Source organism: Flavobacterium sp., assembly GCF_003525665.1.
Classification (GTDB): Bacteria; Bacteroidota; Bacteroidia; order Flavobacteriales; family Flavobacteriaceae; genus Flavobacterium.
The window spans coordinates 1-18,264 of record NZ_DQDX01000156.1 but is presented as its reverse complement, the minus strand read 5'-3'; the positions used below and the strand labels follow the sequence as shown (position 1 = coordinate 18,264).

Annotated in this window: 18 protein-coding genes and 1 pseudogene; 9 read left to right on the top strand and 10 right to left on the bottom strand. The window is 32.4% G+C overall.

The window, feature by feature from the left end; translation table 11 throughout:
• The first annotated feature begins 121 nt into the window (after nt 1-121).
• From lysS to DIU01_RS11055, 7 genes are all read left to right on the top strand, one after another.
• Nucleotides 122-1,819: a lysine--tRNA ligase gene (lysS, locus tag DIU01_RS11085; RefSeq protein ID WP_290834434.1), complete on the top strand. Its 1,698-nt coding sequence runs from the start codon at nt 122-124 to the stop codon at nt 1,817-1,819.
• 175 nt (nt 1,820-1,994) lie between these two features.
• Nucleotides 1,995-2,633 (top strand): hypothetical protein, encoded by a 639-nt coding sequence (locus DIU01_RS11080; RefSeq protein WP_290834432.1) that lies wholly within the window; start codon nt 1,995-1,997, stop codon nt 2,631-2,633.
• 230 nt (nt 2,634-2,863) lie between these two features.
• Nucleotides 2,864-3,331, top strand: a complete 468-nt coding sequence (locus tag DIU01_RS11075; protein WP_290834430.1) for a hypothetical protein — start codon at nt 2,864-2,866, stop codon at nt 3,329-3,331.
• A 253-nt stretch (nt 3,332-3,584) separates the two neighbouring features.
• Complete coding sequence (locus DIU01_RS11070) at nt 3,585-4,373, top strand: hypothetical protein (protein ID WP_290834428.1); 789 nt, start codon at nt 3,585-3,587, stop codon at nt 4,371-4,373.
• A gap of 42 nt (nt 4,374-4,415) precedes the next feature.
• The gene (locus DIU01_RS11065) at nt 4,416-5,348 is read left to right on the top strand and encodes a hypothetical protein (protein ID WP_290834426.1); all 933 of its coding nucleotides are present in this window, start codon (nt 4,416-4,418) and stop codon (nt 5,346-5,348) included.
• A gap of 155 nt (nt 5,349-5,503) precedes the next feature.
• A complete protein-coding gene (locus DIU01_RS11060; RefSeq protein ID WP_290834424.1) occupies nt 5,504-6,073 on the top strand; it encodes a hypothetical protein in 570 nt (189 codons plus the stop codon).
• The gene (locus DIU01_RS11055; protein ID WP_290834422.1) at nt 6,073-6,885 is read left to right on the top strand and encodes a hypothetical protein; all 813 of its coding nucleotides are present in this window, start codon (nt 6,073-6,075) and stop codon (nt 6,883-6,885) included. The genes DIU01_RS11060 and DIU01_RS11055 overlap by 1 nt, the downstream gene beginning before the upstream one ends.
• Before the next feature lie 82 nt (nt 6,886-6,967).
• On the opposite strand, the gene DIU01_RS11050 is transcribed toward DIU01_RS11055, so the two are convergent.
• The 6 genes from DIU01_RS11050 to DIU01_RS11025 form a co-directional block, all read right to left on the bottom strand.
• The gene (locus DIU01_RS11050; RefSeq protein ID WP_290834420.1) at nt 6,968-7,933 is read right to left on the bottom strand and encodes a transporter; all 966 of its coding nucleotides are present in this window, start codon (nt 7,931-7,933) and stop codon (nt 6,968-6,970) included.
• A gap of 6 nt (nt 7,934-7,939) precedes the next feature.
• Nucleotides 7,940-9,004, bottom strand: a complete 1,065-nt coding sequence (locus tag DIU01_RS11045; RefSeq protein WP_290834418.1) for a cytochrome c peroxidase — start codon at nt 9,002-9,004, stop codon at nt 7,940-7,942.
• Nucleotides 9,004-9,789, bottom strand: a complete 786-nt coding sequence (locus DIU01_RS11040; RefSeq protein ID WP_290834416.1) for an MbnP family protein — start codon at nt 9,787-9,789, stop codon at nt 9,004-9,006. The genes DIU01_RS11045 and DIU01_RS11040 overlap by 1 nt, the downstream gene beginning before the upstream one ends.
• A 23-nt stretch (nt 9,790-9,812) precedes the next feature.
• A complete protein-coding gene (locus tag DIU01_RS11035) occupies nt 9,813-10,862 on the bottom strand; it encodes a cytochrome c peroxidase (RefSeq protein ID WP_290834414.1) in 1,050 nt (349 codons plus the stop codon).
• A gap of 11 nt (nt 10,863-10,873) precedes the next feature.
• Entirely contained in the window at nt 10,874-11,656 is a 783-nt protein-coding gene (locus DIU01_RS11030; RefSeq protein WP_290834412.1) for an MbnP family protein, read from the bottom strand.
• A gap of 111 nt (nt 11,657-11,767) precedes the next feature.
• Complete coding sequence (locus tag DIU01_RS11025) at nt 11,768-12,145, bottom strand: hypothetical protein (RefSeq protein WP_290834410.1); 378 nt, start codon at nt 12,143-12,145, stop codon at nt 11,768-11,770.
• Between the two features lie 127 nt (nt 12,146-12,272).
• On the opposite strand from DIU01_RS11025, the gene DIU01_RS11020 reads away from it, so the two are divergent.
• Nucleotides 12,273-12,725, top strand: coding sequence for a hypothetical protein (locus DIU01_RS11020; protein ID WP_290834408.1), 453 nt, complete (start codon nt 12,273-12,275; stop codon nt 12,723-12,725).
• 63 nt (nt 12,726-12,788) lie between these two features.
• Nucleotides 12,789-13,133: a hypothetical protein gene (locus DIU01_RS11015; protein WP_290834406.1), complete on the top strand. Its 345-nt coding sequence runs from the start codon at nt 12,789-12,791 to the stop codon at nt 13,131-13,133.
• A gap of 54 nt (nt 13,134-13,187) precedes the next feature.
• Here the strand turns inward: DIU01_RS11015 and hemL are convergent, their stop codons facing one another.
• The 4 genes and pseudogenes from hemL to DIU01_RS10995 all read right to left on the bottom strand — a co-directional run bounded on the left by hemL (nt 13,188) and on the right by DIU01_RS10995 (nt 18,224).
• The gene (gene hemL, locus DIU01_RS11010; protein ID WP_290834404.1) at nt 13,188-14,474 is read right to left on the bottom strand and encodes a glutamate-1-semialdehyde 2,1-aminomutase; all 1,287 of its coding nucleotides are present in this window, start codon (nt 14,472-14,474) and stop codon (nt 13,188-13,190) included.
• 16 nt (nt 14,475-14,490) lie between these two features.
• On the bottom strand, nt 14,491-15,381 hold the full coding sequence (locus DIU01_RS11005) for a glucosaminidase domain-containing protein (protein ID WP_290834402.1): 891 nt from the start codon (nt 15,379-15,381) through the stop codon (nt 14,491-14,493).
• Nucleotides 15,374-16,276, bottom strand: a pseudogene (locus DIU01_RS11000) (1-aminocyclopropane-1-carboxylate deaminase/D-cysteine desulfhydrase). The gene DIU01_RS11005 and the pseudogene DIU01_RS11000 overlap by 8 nt, the downstream one beginning before the upstream one ends.
• A 94-nt stretch (nt 16,277-16,370) precedes the next feature.
• Entirely contained in the window at nt 16,371-18,224 is a 1,854-nt protein-coding gene (locus tag DIU01_RS10995) for a T9SS type A sorting domain-containing protein (protein ID WP_290834400.1), read from the bottom strand.
• Nucleotides 18,225-18,264: the final 40 nt, after the last annotated feature.

Here is an 18,264-nt window from a genome sequence, read left to right as displayed (position 1 = left end):
TTTTAAACTATAAACTTTTAAACTATAAACTTTTAAACTTTTAAACTATAAACTTTTAAACTATTAACTTTTAAACTTTTAAACTAATACCTATCTTTGCACGCTTAAATACAAAACTACTATGCAACTTTCGGAACAAGAAATCATTAGACGAGAAAAACTTAACGGTTTACGCGAACTTGGAATTAACCCTTATCCTGCAGATTTATATCCTGTAAAGGACACTTCTAAACAGGTGAAGGAACATTTTGAAGACGGTAAAAAGGTGGTTCTTGCTGGTAGATTAATGAGTGTTCGCGACCAAGGAAAAGCTTGTTTTGCCGAATTGCAAGACAGCGAAGGTCGTATGCAGTTGTATTTTAACAGAGATGTAATTTGCGAAGGCGAAGATAAAACGCTTTACAATCAGGTTTTTAAAAAACTGACTGATTTAGGTGATTTTATTGGTGTTGAAGGCGAACTTTTTACTACAAAAGTTGGTGCTCAATGTGTGATGGTTAAAAATTTTACTTTTTTAAGCAAAACACTTCGACCGTTACCTCTTCCAAAAGTGGATGAAGAAGGAAAAGTACACGATGCTTTCAATGACGCCGAATTGCGTTACAGAATGCGTTATGTGGATTTGGTGGTTAACCCAAATGTGAAAGAAGTTTTCGTAAAAAGAACGAAGCTTTTTTCTGCCATGCGAAATTTCTTTAACGACGCTGGTTATATGGAGGTTGAAACTCCGATTTTACAAGCCATTCCTGGTGGTGCTGCGGCACGACCATTTATTTCGCACCACAATGCTTTGGATATTCCTTTGTATTTGAGAATTGCGAATGAATTGTACTTGAAACGATTGATTGTTGGTGGATTTGACGGTGTTTATGAATTCTCGAAAAACTTTAGAAATGAAGGAATGGACAGAACGCATAATCCTGAATTTACTGCTATGGAAATATATGTAGCCTACAAAGACTACAACTGGATGATGGAGTTTACCGAAAACTTATTGGAACATTGTGCCAATGCTGTAAACGGAACTACAGACGCGACTTTTGGTGAACATAAAGTGAGTTTTAAAGCGCCTTATGCAAGAGTTACGATGACCGATGCTATCAAAAACTTTACAGGATTTGATATTTCGGGTAAAACGGAAGCAGAACTTTTTGAAGCAGCAAAATCAATGGGAATTGAAGTGGATGCTACCATGGGTAAAGGAAAATTGATTGATGAGATTTTTGGAGCTAAATGCGAAGGGAATTTTATTCAGCCAACGTTTATTACTGATTATCCTAAAGAAATGTCGCCGTTGTGTAAATCACATAGAGACAATCCTGAATTGACAGAGCGTTTTGAGTTGATGGTTTGCGGTAAAGAAATTGCCAATGCGTATTCAGAATTGAATGACCCAATTGACCAACGCGAACGATTTGAAGCTCAAATGGCACTTTCTGAAAAAGGTGACGATGAAGCTAACGGAATTATAGACGAAGACTTCTTGAGAGCTTTAGAATATGGAATGCCACCAACGTCTGGATTGGGAATTGGAATGGACCGATTAATCATGTTCTTGACTAATAATCCTTCTATTCAAGAGGTGTTGTTTTTCCCTCAAATGCGTCCAGAGAAAAAGCAAATCGAATTGACAGAAGATGAAAAATGGATCATCGAAATCTTGAAAGCAAATGAAGGAATTTCTATTGGTGATTTAAAAGAGAAATCGGCTTTAAGCGGCAAAAAATGGGATGCTGCAAGCAAAGGCATTAGCAAACACGGATTGATGAAAGTAGTGGTTACTGGCGATGCTAAAATTGTAGAATATTTAGGAAAGTAAATTGCTTCTTTAAACGATATAAGTTAAAATCCGTTTAGTAATTCAAACGGATTTTTTTTGTTGGCTTTTTAATATATTTGTTCTAATTAAACCTTTATTAATAAGCAAATTTCTGGTATTTTTACGTCTAAAATTGAAGGCTTGTGAAAAAATCAAAAGTTGATTATATTTGTCAATGCAAAACCATTTAAAACATGAACTACAAAATGTCCTTTCAGGAAAGAGCGAAATTAGGTTTGGAAGAACTGTCCAATCAATCGCCTGTTACCTTGTTGATGGCGAGAAAACAAGCAAAGTTGCTGAAAATGAAAAGCACTTCAAAAATCAAGAAACAAAGAGGTTAGAAGAATATATTTCTCAGGAAAAATTATGGATAAAAGAAATTGATTTATCCCAATATGTAAGTGAAGGAGCTGAACAGAAAGTGTATCTAAAAGACACTGAACATGTTTTAAAACTGAACGACTCTATTTACTATAATTCGTGGAAAGATTATCTATACAACTTGTTACTTCACAATTATTTTTTCCCAGACACTGCGTACGAATTAGTTGGTTTTACCAAAGATAATGAAATTTTATACGCCGTAGTTCAGCAATCTTATGTTTCAATAACTTCAAGTACAGATTTGACAAAAGTTAAAACATTTCTAACTATGAATGGGTTTGTAAACAATCGGAATAATGATTATTATAACCCAGAATTAGGAATAATACTTGAGGACTTGCATGACGAAAATGTTTTGACACGAAACGAAGTTTTATACTTTATTGACACTGTATTTTACTTAACTGATGAATTTTGGAAATCATAGCGCTATTTCCGTTTTTGTAATATCAAAACAATCCAATAAAAAACATTCCCACCTAAAAGAAATCCGTTTGGTAATTCAAACGGATTTTTTTGTGAACTATTTCTACCACGGTATTTGACAAATACTACTTTTGGAATTAATTATATCACAAGGTTTTGATATATTTGTTTTAGTAAACTTACGCACATAAGCTAATTAGCAGCAATTTTTCGACAACTACAATTTTTAAAATGAAAAGCCATAAAACAAAACTAATCGTATTAATCAAAATTTTAACAATAACAATTAGCGGATTTTTATTATTACTATCATTGAATAACAATGCGTATTACATTAAAAATGGGCAAGATTCATTAGGATCATTTGGACTTATAGCTTTCTTACTAGGTTGGATGAATCTTTTTGGTGCTGGAATTTGTTGGCTAGCTAATCCACTTTTAATATTTTCATGGATATTTCAAATGTCGGGAAGTAGAAAAAATTCATTTGTTCTTGCAATTTTGGCACTATTTTTCTCGCTACTATTTTTACTGTTTGGAAATGTATTAGTAAATGAAGCTGGACAACATAGCGAAATAACGAGCTATGGAATTGGATACTGGTTATGGTTGGGAAGTTGCGGAATAAATTTGATTGGAACTTTAACGGTTTATTTTTGGACGAAAGAAACTGGTGCTGACAGCCATTTCGCCCAATAAATAGTTTCATAAAAACAATCCCACCCAAAAGAAATCCGTTTGGTAATTCAAACGGATTTTTTTGTGAAGTATTTTTAACCACGGTATTTGAGAAATAATTGGTTTGAAATTAATTATATTGGTTGGTTTTGATATATTTGTTTAAGTAAACTTTTGCTTATACGTATCAAGAATATGTGATAGGCGAAAGTTTGTTTCGTATATAAACTAGGTAGCTGCAAGCTTAAAAGAACTACAATTGAAATTACAATCTATGAGAACAACAATATACTGTTTAATTACGCTTATATCAATTTTAATCATATTAATTTGTATTGACTTATCGACAGGAATATGGTACTGGAATAAGTTAAACTTGAAATTTGATTCAAGTGAATTTAATAACGTTGTAACACCTTTATTAACTATGGTTGCGACGCCAATTTATGCATGGGCATTGTACACAACAATAAAACAAAACAAAATTACGCTTAGCCAAAATCTCAAACCATTTTACGAAAAGGAAATTGACAACTTAGTTTTAAAAGGAAAAAAAATCAAATTTGAAGATTCCAAACTTTTTGGCAAGAAGAAAATAAATGCTCTTAATTTTGTCAAGTATATTAGTAAATGCTTTGTCAATCTTTCTCTAAATGAGCAATATAGGGAAGATTATGAAAATTATAAAAAGGGTAAAAAGTTCACCAAAGACTATTTTTTTTCAAGAAATTACATAGACGAATTAATGTTCATTTCAAATTTCACTATGGGAATTGGCGGAATATTTTTCTTCCATTCAGATATTAGCTCTTTGATAAATAAAATCAAAGTTTCGAAATTAATAAAAGAAGATAAAGATTTGTTGAAGACGAGGATTTATAGTGAATTTCTTGCTCAATATATGGCATTCATTGAAATTGATATTAAGCATAATATTGCTCCCAAATTTCCAGACATTTATCCTAGCCAAAAATTAGCAGAAATTGAATTTAAAAAACTATCAGAAACTGGACTCAATGTTACATATAAATCTTTAAAAAAAGAATATAAAGCCATCACCTAAAAGCGATTTCGAGAAATGTTAAGTAACACAATAACAAACGATATGAAATTAGACTATATAAAAACAAAAAATAGAGAAAAACTTGGGGAATATTATTTTCAACAAGGATTATCATTTTTAATAGATAAAGAGTTTGAAAAAGCATATGAATTTTTTAAAGAATCATTAGATTATATAACTTGTGATTGTTCATTCATTTCATTGATAAAAAAGAATATACTTCCTATTAACATCTTTAATGATATTGAAAATGGTAAAGTTAATCATCATCAATATTTTTTTGTAAAAGGAATGATTTTATCGTATTGTGACAAGAAAGAATTTACCTATTTAGCTTTAGAATCAATAGAAAAATATTTAACCAAAGAGAATAATGAATATGGTAATTATGTAAAAGCGAAAATTTTGTTAAGCCTAGAAAAGAAAGATGAAGCATTGGAGTATTTTAAAACAGCTTTAAATTTATCAAATAATTCAAGATTAAATTACAGAGTTGGAAGATACTTATGTGAAAAACAAGACGAATCTGGTGTCATAAATTTATTCTATTCATTTATTGAAAATCCATCAAGTTCTTGTTGTTTAAGGGAACTACATTTTGGAATTAAAAGTAATTTACAAAATCTAAAAACATCATTAGAATCTGTTGAAAACAATCTTGTTGAAAAATTTATTTCCTCAAATTCTTGGTTGGCTTCTAATGCATATGAAAAAACATATCTAGCACAAATTGAAGATATAAAAAACATAAAGATAATTAATGATTTTTTATCTTTCTTACATTACAACAAATGTGTTATATTAAACAAAACTGATGATATTGAAGAAATTTATAGAAATAAATATGGAATCGATAAATATGAAAATTTTGAGGATTCATTTGATGATGATAATGGTAGCTCATTTAATGACGAATATTATGATGACAATTTAGATATGGATCAACAAAGTCCAGAATTTTGGGATAGTCTATAAATTACATCGTCCAAAAGCCTTGTTTGGCGTAATAGCTCGTTTGTCTTTCTTGGAAAATACTCTGAACTTCAGTATTTATTATTATATTTTTCATTAACTTGCCGCTACATCGCCAAGAGGCAGAACGTTAGCAGAAATATTAAAAAAAACGAAACTTGAAAAAAGCAAACAAAGAAATAAAAAACCAATTCGATTTTTTTAATGAATTAGTTTACACAGATAAAATTATTTCAGATAATGAAGTAATTATGCATCCGAAAAAAAGTAATGCTTTTTGGCTAAATGGTCAATCTAATGTACAACATTCAACAATTAGCGAGGATATAATATTTATGATTGAACAAAGTAAAAGAGACAATAAATATGGAATAAAACTTCGTTGCACAAATTTTATAAATGAACCATTTTTCAGATTCGATTCAGATGGTCCTGCCCATCGAAACGAAGACCCTAATATTCCGCTTGATGAACAATTAATCAAAACTCCACATTTCAATTCATTCGATGAAAGCGGAAATTACATAGCTTATCATAATGATACTTTAAAAAAAGAAAATGAAGCAATAATAATTGCTAATGATATAAATTTTGGCATCTCATTATTTTGTATGGAGACAAACTCTAAATTAAAAGACAATAATTTCCCTACTCTTGTTCAATTGATTCCTGAAATTGAATTTCCAGAAAATAATAATATTAACTTTGACAACATTAATTTTGAGTAATGGATAATAAAATTTTTATAGAGCAAATAAAAAAGTCTTTTTGTAACCTAACAAGTTTCAAAGAAAGAGATAATGCTTTAGAAATCATTACTGCATTTTCAACAATAAACAATAAATTTGTTTCTGTTTTTCTAACATTTACTAATAATAAAATAGTAATAACTGATAGTGGTTGGATAGATCAAAATTATTATGAAACTCCTTATTTTGAAGAATCTGAAGATTTAATTAGACGAATTATTGGCTCATATTTATTGAGCTATAACGTTAAATCAACTTTAGACAAATCTGGTGTTGAATATTATTATAAAATCTGCAATAAAGTTGAAGAAATTCCAAGTGTAGTTTTTGATTTGGCAAATTTCATTGTTGGAACAGTTAACTCTTATTGCATTCAGTATAAAGACGAAAAAGAAGAAAAAGAAAGAGAAACATTTAAAAGTGATGCTAATACTTTTTTAAAAGTATATTATCAAGAAGAAGTAAAATTAAGACACTATTTAGATGATTTCAAAAACATAAAATTCAACGCAATAATTAGTAGAAATTCAAAATTAAATTTAATTACTTATGTTACTGGTTCAACTCAAAATTATTTTGAAAATGATTTGAGAAAATCTATTGTAAATTTTGAAATTGCATTAAAATCAAAATATGGAGCATACATAAATGAAAAGATAACCATCCTAAATGATCAATCTGAAGGTTATTCTCCGGAAAAGTCGTCTTCTATATTTCAACTTTTAAATGAGAAAACAACTAAAGAACCTGTAAAGTGGTCTGAAAAAGAAAGGATTTTAGAATACATTTAAAAAATACTTCTGCTATCAAAGGTTTCACGCAACAAATAATAAAAAAAAAGGATTCGACCATAAAATCGAATCCTTTTTTGTTTTATAATGCATAATTAAAATTCACGCTCCATCGGTACTTGGCTTCTACGTTGCCGCCCGAGAGGTTTTGGTTAATGGGTAGCATGGCATTGGCGCCAAAGGAGAATTTGTCTTTGCCTATTTCAAAACCTATTTTACCCATGAAAATATCGCCTGAGGTTTTACGAACGCGCTGGTTGTATTGGTAATTGCTGTCGTACACTTCGCCTGCAACACCTACTTGTGGCACAATAGAAAACTTAGCTGTTTCGTGTAAATAAAACAAGGTTGATGCATAATTAAACTGGTTTCCAAAGCGGTAGTTCTTTTGGTTTTCGGTTTTAATGACGTAATTGAGTAGGGAATTTAGTCCGAATTTCTTTCTTTTTATGATGTATTCTGTTGCTAGCAGATAATCAAGACTTCCGGTGCCTACTTGGTAACTTGGGTTGACGCTTCCGTTGTTGGCTTCGTCAAATTTCCCTATTGGAAGTTTAAATCCGCCTCCAACTTGCAACGTGTGTACAAAAACAGTACTGTCTTTGTGGGTTTGATACAATTGGTACATGGCCAAAACCGTGATATCGCCCAAACCACTGATGTTTTGCTTACCAGTTGGCGTTTCGCGGTTGTGAAAATGATACGGAACCAAAGCCGAAACTTGTATTTTCTTAGTCAAAGGAATTCGTGCCCAAACTTGAATGGTATTGAAGTTTTCTTCATTCCAAGGCGAATTGCTGTACAAACCATCGGTACTTCTATAAGCTTGATTGAAGTAGCGAACGCCCACAAAATTGGAGTTTAGCATGGAGGCAAAACCCATGCTTCCGCCACTTGCCGAGCAGCCACAAGCATCGCAATCGTCTACTAAAGCGCTATTTTCAAACAAATTGTAGTAGTTTTTGAAATTGAAATTAGGAACAGAATCTTTTACCGATGCGTTTGCCCATTGAAAGGCGATGGTGAAAAGTAATAGGTATTTTTTCATTTTTTTTTATTCAGAAAATCGAGTATCGTTTAAGAACTGATTGTCGGTTAATGTTTTTAGGAACGCAATAATTTTCGCTTTTTCAGAACTCGTTAACGGAATTCCGAGTGTTCCCGAATTGTTTAAACTTGCGTCTAAGGTTGGCGAATTTACAACACCGCTAGAGTAATGATTTAAAACATCGTCCAGCGTTGAAAAACGTCCGTCGTGCATGTACGGAGCAGTAACTTCTACATTTCGCAATGTGGGTGTTTTAAATTTACCCAAATCATTTACATTGTTGGTAACACGAAATCTACCTTGTAACATTCCTTCAAAAGAAGTATCACTAAAATCGCTGTCCAAACCATTATTGTGATACAAATTGTCGGTAAACAAAGGCGATGTATGACAAGAAAAACAAAATTGTTCGGCCAAATCTAATCCGTCAAGTTCTTCATCAGTCATTGTCACATCCGATTCGTTTCTGATGAATTTATCGAATCTTGAATTGGATGAAATTAACGTTCTTTGAAATTGAGCCAAAGCTTTAACAATTCCCGATTGTGTCACTTCTTGTTTAAATGCTTTTTCAAACATCGAAACATAAGTTGCATTCGATTTCAATTCTTGAACCAATTGATTCAAATTTTGAAACATTTCGTCGGGATGTGCTAATGGTGCAAAAGCTTGCGATTCTAGATTAGTAGATCCACCATCCCAAAAAAGTCCATTATTTGCCCAAGCTAAATTTACCAATGTTGGAGAATTTCTATGCAAAGTATTGCCCGATATTCCTAAATTAGATAAAGCTAAACCATCTGTAAAAGCCTTTTGTGGCAAATGGCAACTTGCGCAAGAAACCGCATTGTTCCCTGACAATGTGGTGTCAAAAAACAACTTTTTTCCAAGAGCAATTCCGTCCCTAGACAGCGGATTGGTCTGACTATCAACATACGGAGGAAAATTATCAGGAACACTCACTAGAGGTTGCAGTTCCTGATAATCATCTGTACCAGAACAACTTATTTGAACAAAAGTCAAAGCGACTACTAGTCCTTTAATAAAAATTTTGTACTGGTTATTTTTCATTACTCAACAGTTTTTTGAGTAAAAACTTTATCTCTAAAGTTATTAGCTACAGAAGACATTACAGTTGGCGTTGAAGCAGAAACCGTTGGTGTTGCAACCAAGTCGATACCATCAATAATTTTAGCAACATCAACATTTAGACTTAATGCATTTGTCTGATTTGCTTTTACTTCGAATGGTGTTGCTAAAGTAATTTCTACCGTTCTGTAGTTTGCATTTAAACCTGTTTCAACAACAATAGCCTGATTGCTAGCCGTATTTTTACCAACTAACGAAGAGAAAATATAGCTTGTATGCCACATCCAAGAAATGTTAGTCATTCCGTTTAGTTGTGAAAGTTCGCCAGCTTGAAGACTTAAATTATCATTATATAAAGCATCAACACCTACTGAGAAACGAATTTTAGTATATTTCCCAGTTGGCAAACCAGTAACATTAATTGTTTCTCTCTTTTTTGCAGGATAGGTAAAATCACCTTCTTGAACAGCAATTGCTTTAGTTTCCTCTAAAAGAAAATAACTATCATTTAACTGTTTAGTTTCATTGTTAGTATTTACTAACTCAATGTTGCTTACCCAATATCTTAAGTTATCAAATTGATAGGTTGCACCATTGATTGTGAAAGGAGTATCCAAAGCAAAATCTGAAGCACCAACTCTCGCATCAAAAGTAATTGAAGCGTCATTAGAAACTATGTTGTTAGAATTTGTATCATCGTCATTAGAGCATGAGAAAAATACAGTTGAAGATAAAATTGTTAAGGCTATGTTTTTGATTGTATTCATTTTATTTATATTTTTTTATTTAATTATTGTTCTGAAAATTTTGGATTGTTTAAAAAATCCTCGTCTGTTAATGTTTTTAAAAAGGCAATTATTTTTGTTTTTTCTTGTTCTGTTAGCGGTATTCCAGTTGCAGTTCCTTGTCTTAATAATGGATCTAATGTTGGCATATCTACTACTTGATTGTCATAATGGTCTAAAACAGCTTCTAGTGTAAACAATCTACCGTCATGCATGTAAGGTTTTGTTTTTGCAATATTTCTTAAACTAGGCACTTTAAACTTGTACTTATCTGTTTCAGAATTAGTTACATTGTACCTGCCTTTATCGTTTATTGCTGGATTTGGTTGCAAACCATTATTTCTAAACGAATTGTCGGTAAACAAATCGGTTGCATGACAAGAAGCACATTTTTGATTGAACAATTCATATCCTTCAAATTCTTCGGTCGTTAAAGTTCCACTACTTTCATTTCGTTTGAATTTATCAAACTTAGAATTGGAGGAAACCATTGTAACCATAAATTGCCCTAATGCTTTCAGCAAATGCTCGGTATCTATCGGTTTGTTTGGGAATGCTCTTTCAAACATTTTTCGATACTTAGCATCACTATTTAGCATTTGAACTATCGAATTTAAACTGCCATTCATTTCAATAGGACTGCTAATTGGTATAAGTGATAGTGCGTTTAAATCATCAGTTGCTCCATCCCACATAAAATTATTTTGGAAAGCCATATTTTGAACTGGCGGTGCATTTCTAGTTCCAATACTTTCACCAACTCCATGACTAAAGGTATGTCCATGATGTGTAAAAGCATCTTTTTGAATATGACAAAATCCACAAGAAATTATGCCATCACTCGATAAACGTCCTTCGTAAAAAAGCTCTTTTCCTAAAGCTATTCCTGCTTCTGTAAGCGGATAACCATCAAGATTGTACATTACATCAGGAAAATTGGAAGGCTTTACAAACGAAACCGGAATTTCTTGGTATTGATCCTCACTATTGCTACATGAAATGAATAGAAACCCGATGGCAAAACCGTAAAAAAACAAATTAAAAATGCTTTTCATTTTTTAAAGTTTTAGTCGTTGTGTACGTGATCTACTACGAACATGTTACTTAGATTTTGCGTCATAAGTGACATTTTTACACCACCATGAATGGAAGCTCCTTCGGATAAATTGATTTTATTAGTTCCATCTAAAATATGAGACAAATCGGCCATCACGTGCACTTGAGGTAAGTTAGTTCCTCTTACTAAAGCATTTTCACCTTCTTCGAATGAAAGTGTAATTTCGGTATAGTTATAATTGTCTGCAGAACGACCAGTGTGCGCCTGAAATTGCGCTGGAGTTGTATTTGTTGGTGTTGTAAAAGTACCTTCAAAATTTACATATTTGTAGCCAGCAGTCCAACCCCATTCCATTTCGGTTGCTTGCGCTTCAGCCCAAAAATTGGCTTGAGCATCCACACCTTGCTCCCATCTAGCTTGATCAACTCCAATTCCGAACTTTATTGCTTTATAATCTCCAACAGGAATGTTACTCAACAAAAGTTCTGTACTTTCTGGATTAGATTCATCAACAATAAAATAACTGTCATTCTTTGGATATACAAAAGTTGAACCGTCCAATTTGGTTAAAACAATGTTACTTACAATGTATTTTGCAGTAGCAACTTTGATTTTTTCTCCATTTGAATTGGTGTACTCAGTATTGAACGCTAAATTGGCACCTTTGTAAATGTTATCAAATTCTACAACTAAATCGCCAGTAGATTTTGAGCTATCATCATCATTAGAGCATGATACCATAGCAACAGTGAAGGCCATTACTGCTAGTATATTTTTTAATTGAAATTTCATCTTTAAATTAATTAATGTTTATAGAAATCTTGTTTGAAAAATGTTTTCAAACGATTTTGGATATAGAAATCCTGTCAATTCAAAATACTATGAATTGACACGTAATACAAATTAAGAAATAAATGTGGGCGGATGAAAAGTGGTTGTAGTGTTTAAAAAACAATACAAATTAGTGTAGTTGTTTGAAGTTTCATTTGAAGTAGAAACTGCAATTTTTGTATCAACTAAGGAAGTAATATCTTGATAAAACAAGACTTCACTTTCGTGTTTAGAATTGTCTTTTTTATCGGTAGAAAGTGGTTTTTCGTTTTCTGATTCTTTGGCCAGTTCTTTCATTAAGTGACATTTACCATTACATTGAAGTTGTGGTTTGGCTTTATTTTCACACAGAACATTGGCGATGTAATCGTAATTGATAATGTAATCTAAAACCGGAAGTACTGGTTTTAAAAACAGCGCAAGTGCTACTATGACTACGATTTTTTTCACGGTGCAAAGGTACGACTGAAATTAGATTTACAAAACAAAAAACACAATTTTAACTAAAGTTTTGTTAACGATTAAACCTTTAAAGTTATTGAGCGTCTTACCTACATAACAATTAAAAACAGAAATTATGAAAAAAGTATTTTTAGCAGTTGCCTTAGTTTTAGGATTAACAACATTTGCACAAGAAGGAAAACCAGCAAGAGGCGAAAGAGAACAATTGACTACTGAACAACAGGTAGCACTTCAAACAAAAAAGATGAAGTTAGAATTGGATTTGAACGATAAGCAAACTGCCGATGTTAAAAAAATCGTTGAAAAGCAAGTAGCTCAAAGAGAAGCAAAACTTGCTGAAATGCAAGCCAAAAAAGCAAAAGGTGAAAAACCAACGAAAGACGAAAGGTTTAAGATGAAAAATGAAATGTTGGATGCTCAAATTGCTCACAAAGCTGAAATGAAAAAGGTTTTAACAGCAGAACAGTATACAAAATGGGACGCTAACAAATCGGCGAGAAAAGAAGGGTTTTCAAAACGAATGAAAAAAGGTAAAAGAGGAATGCAAAAAGAAGATATTCAGAAATAAATTTTGAATTTTCAAAAAAATAAGTTAGTTTTGACTTCTATTTCACCTAAACCATAAAAAATTATGAAGAAAATATTTTTTGCTCTTTCATTGATGTTGGCTTTCACTATCAATGCTAATGCACAAGAAAACAAATCAAATGCACAAGAAAATGCTAAGAAAGAAAGTTTAGAATTAGCACAAGTAGTAGGAATTAGCGGAACTCAAGTTGCTGATTTTGAGCGTTTATTTGAAATGAAAAATCAAACTTTAGAAATTCAAGATTTATCTGTAGAAAGAAGAACTGAAATGACAAGAATTGTAGATTTAAAAATCAGAGCTAGTCTAACAGCAGAGCAAATGGCGAAGTTGGAAGCGAACACGGCTTTATACAACAAGCTTGTAGGTAAACAACCTGAAAAAAAATAATTACAAAATTTATTATATAAAAAAAGCTCCGATTTGAAATCGGAGCTTTTTTTTTTAGAAATCCTTTGTTACTTTCTCTATTGCTTTGATAGTAAAATCTAAATCTTCATAGGTAAGCGCATCAGTAATAAACCAGGTTTCATAAGCCGATGGAGCAATGTAAACTCCTTCGTTTAGCAAGCCATGAAAGAATTTCTTGAAACTTTCATTGTCGCCATTTTTGGCCGTTTGAAAGTCAAGTACTGGCGCAGCATCAAAATGAACCGATATCATTGATCCTACTCTATTTACTGTGTAAACCACATTATTATTGGTTAGAACTCTTCTGATTCCTGCTTCTAAATAAGCTGTTTTCTCTTCAAGTCTTTGAAAAATTTCAGCATCGTTATTTAAAGCTTGTAGCATTGATAATCCGGCAGCCATCGCTAATGGATTTCCAGACAACGTTCCGGCTTGGTACACTGGACCAATTGGCGCTAAATAATTCATGATTTCGTTTCTTGCAGCGAAAGCTCCTACAGGCAAACCACCACCAATTACTTTTCCAAAACAAACGATGTCGGCTTGAATGTTGTATAATTCTTGCACTCCACCTTTTGCTAAACGAAATCCAGTCATTACTTCGTCAAATATAACTAATGCGCCATTATCTGTACAAAGTTGTCTTAAACCTTCTAAAAATCCGTTTAATGGTGGCACACAACCCATATTTCCTGCAACAGGTTCTACAATTATGGCAGCGATTTCATTTTTATTAGCTTCAAATAAAGCACTTACACTTTCTAAATCATTGTAATTAGCTAATAACGTGTCTTTTGCAGTACCTTGCGTTACACCAGGAGAATTTGGCACTCCAAAAGTACTCAAACCACTTCCAGCAGCAATAAGAAATGAATCGGAATGACCGTGATAACAACCCGAAAATTTAATTATTTTATCTCTTTTTGTAAAACCTCTTGCCAATCGGATAGCACTCATACAAGCTTCTGTACCCGAATTTACAAATCTGATTTTATCAATATTAGGAACCATTGAGATTGCTAATTCAGCAATTTTAGTTTCTAATTCGGTTGGCATTCCGAAAGAAGTTCCAAGTTGGGCTCTTTCTGTAATGGCATCAACAACTGGCTGGTGTGCGTGACCTAAAATCATTGGGCCCCAAGAATTGATATAATCTATTAACTTGTTTCCGTCTTCGTCATAAAGGTAAGCTCCTTTGGCAGATTTTACAAAAATTGGAGTTCCACCAACACCTTTAAACGCTCTAACTGGTGAATTTACTCCGCCAGGAATTACTTTTTCTGCATCAGCAAATAACTGACTACTTCTTTGATATAACATTGAATTAATTATAAAATTATTTTACTTCTAATAGTTGTCCGATTGAAATGGCATTCTCAGAAAGATTGTTCTTTCGCTTTAAATCATCAACAGAGATGTTGTATTTTTTTGATAACGAATATAAAGTATCACCTTTAATTACCTCATGCTTTCCTTCTTTTGAAACATATTTCTCAGGAGAATTTTCGTTTATATTTTTATAGGATGGAACGTATTCTGTACCTAAAACTTCGGCATCATATTTATTCAATTGATATCTTTCGATAATTCCGATAAGCTTTGATGGATAATTTGGATCAGTTGCATAACCTGCTTTTTTTAGTCCGTATGCCCAACCTTTGTAATCATTTTTTTCTAATTTGAATAACGGTTGATACCATTTTCTACCTTTTAAAAATGCCGCATAATCTTCATAAGAATCGTATACTTTATTATATTTTCTAAAGCATTCTTGGGCTTCATCATCGTCGTGTTTTACGCTTTCTCCATTCCAATCTTTGTGGCATTTTATACCGAAATGATTGTTGGCTTGACTGCTTAAATCTCCTGTTCCTGCACCCGATTCTAAAATCGCTTGAGCCAATGCAATACTAGCTGGAACTCCGTGGTTTTTCATGTTTTTCTTAGCAACCTCTTTGTATTGATCAATGTATGCCAAAACAATTTCTGTGGTAACTTTAACCTTAGATGTTGCTTCAAGAACTTCGATTTTCGATTCGTTTTTTGAATTATTTGAAGACGTATTTGTTTCCGTTTTTTTAGTTTCTATTGGTTTCGGATTTGGTTTTTTTACGGTATTCGCTACTGGTTTTGATGCAGTAGGTTTTGTTGTTCTAACTACTGGTTTATTTGTGCCACAAGCAACAAACAAACTCACAATTAGAAAAACGATTATCTTTTTAAACATATACTTGTATTAATGGTAATTTTTTACTTTTTAATTTCAGATTCATTCCTTGTATTCCTTGTAATCCGCCGGTGTGAATCATTAAAATTTTAGAATTTTCTGGAAAATAACCTTGATGGATTAAATCTATAACGCCAAAAACCATTTTTCCAGTATAAATTGGATCCAACGGAATGTCATTTTTTTGATAAAAGGAATTTATAAACTCAATTAGTTCAGTTGAAACCTTGCCATATCCACCAAAATGATAGTCAGAAATTAACGTCCAATTCTCTTTGTGTGCAAATTTACGAATATCTTTTTGAAGAAAATCACCTTTTAACGATGGAAAACCCAAAACTTTTTGATGTGGTAAAGCGCTATTTATGATGCCTGAAATTGTTCCTCCAGTTCCGATTGACGAACATATATAATCGAAAAACGAATCCTCTTCTTTCAAAATTTCTTCGCAACCTTTTACTGCTAAATCATTTGTTCCACCTTCAGGAATTACGTAAAAATCGCCATATTTGTTTTTCTAATTATCAATAAAATCATCTGATTCTTTCAATCGATAAGTTTCTCTTGAAACGAATTCAAATACCATTCCGTTTTCTTGAGCAAATTTTAAAGTCGGATTTTCATTGATTTTAGAAGCCAATTCGTCTCCGCGAATAATTCCTATAGTTCCGAACCCATTTTGCATTCCTGCGAAAGCTGTTGCTGCAATATGATTGGAGAATGCGCCACCAAAAGTAAGTAAAGTGGTTATCTTCTGATTTTTTGCTTCAAGCAAATTATACTTTAACTTTCTAAATTTATTACCCGAAACAAACGGATGAATTAAATCTTCACGCCTAATGAATAATTTAACCGATGTATTTTGGAGAAGTATTTCTTGAGTAATAACGTTCAAAACTTTTTTTTTACAAAGTTAGTTATACTAAAAGTGATATCATAAAAAAAGGCGTTTCGAAATTGAAACGCCTTGAAATTTATAGGTATTTGTATTATTTACGTTTTTCAATAATAACTTTCTGTGCTTTACTTTTTCCGTCAATAGAAATAATTTTTGCAATATAAACACCATCGCTTAAACCTGTTGTAGAAAATTCATAACTTGACTCAACACCCAAATCCACTTTCTGCAAAATTAATTTTCCACTGATGTCAAATAAATCAGCCGATTTAATATCCAAACCATTTGGGTTGTTAACAGTCAATGTTTGGTTGTCATTGTTTTGAACGATTAGGAAATCGTTCGTGATTGTTTCATCAACATTTAATGCACTGTTTTGGAAGGTAAGCTCAAATCTATTGTTGTTTGTACCAGCTTGCAACACTACATTATAAGGATTTTGATTAATACTATGATACGAATTATCTAAAGCATCATAAATGTAAATTGGTTGTGTAGTGTCAAAGTCTTTAACTTGTTTTAATGAAAAACTAAAGTTAGTGTTAGCACTTGTAACTTTTACACCAAGTTTAATTCTTTTAGTAACATCAAAAGGAACACTCTGAATTACATATTGCGTATTATCTAAAAAGAAATACGAATCGGTTGCTGTACCAGCTACATCAGGACTTTTTCCGTCCATTCCTCTATCAACGCCATCAGTAGATTGATTAGTTAGTGCTAATGCCAATTCTCTGCTATACAAATTATTCATAGTTATTTTTAAACGAATTAACCCAAAAGAAAATTCATTTTGAGGTGTTTCGTTTAAGTTTTTGTTTCCAATAGAACCTTGACTTCCTGATTTTGCAAATTGAGAATATGGTAATGACTCTGTGTACCAAACTCTGTGAGAATTTTTTAAAGTCACTGTACTTGGCGCAACTAGGGAAGCAAGACCTGTTACTAAAAAGCCTTGTCCAATTGGAGCAAATCTTCTCTCATAAGGTAATCCAGCTCCCGCATTATTATTGTTAACAGTTCCATCTAAATTAAAAGTTTGATAAGTTGCAGGTGTGTAAAGACCATATGATGGTGCACCCATTGGAACATAAGTTCCATAACCACCTACATAACTCACAATGTTATGTGAAGAAGGATTAGATTCTTGATCCCAAAAATATGCTTCTCCAGTACAATTTAAATTATCTGTATCAAATAAAAAGGCATTTAAATCTAATGCAGAAGGATAAGGATTTCCTGTAAGCGTAGAAGAACCTGCAGCTAAGTTAACTGTTATATTTCCGTCGTTTGGTTTACCTCTAAAGTCATAACGCTGCGCACTTGCAGCAGCTGGAGGCGATGGGAAAACTCCATCAGAATAAGGATTATTTTCAACCGCTTCACCAACATTATTATAATCAAAACCACTAGTTCCTTTCATTGTAAAACCTTGTCCTGCTTCTATATTCGTACTTGAACCAGAACTTTGCCACTGTGAATAAGTTGTAGATGATAAAAATCGGTAAATCCAAGCTGTAGAAATTTGTAACGGATTAGATTGCGCATTATAACTTGTACTTACCATAATTGCAGGAGTTGAAGCAGTTACCGAAGTTGGCTGATTTAATAAAGAAACTCCAAACATACTGTTACCAGAAGTCTCACTCGGTACACCAACTGGTGAACACCAATAATTGTAACGGTATTGATTACTAGTTCCTTCTTGAAAGACGGAAAGACTTCCTGAACCTCTGTTATTTGAAGGACCTGTTGTTCCTTGTACTAACTGACCTTCATTTCTTAAATAAAATATACTACTAGCAGTATCTAAATCCAAATCGCCTTTGATATAAACCAAAGAACCTTTGTTAAACACATAACTGTTTGCACCAACATACATTTGTGAAAATACAGCATTTGAAGCCAAGCAAACTAGCAAAGAAATAGTAGAAATTACTCTCATAATCGTGAATTTAAAGTATAAAAATAATAAAATTTGTTAT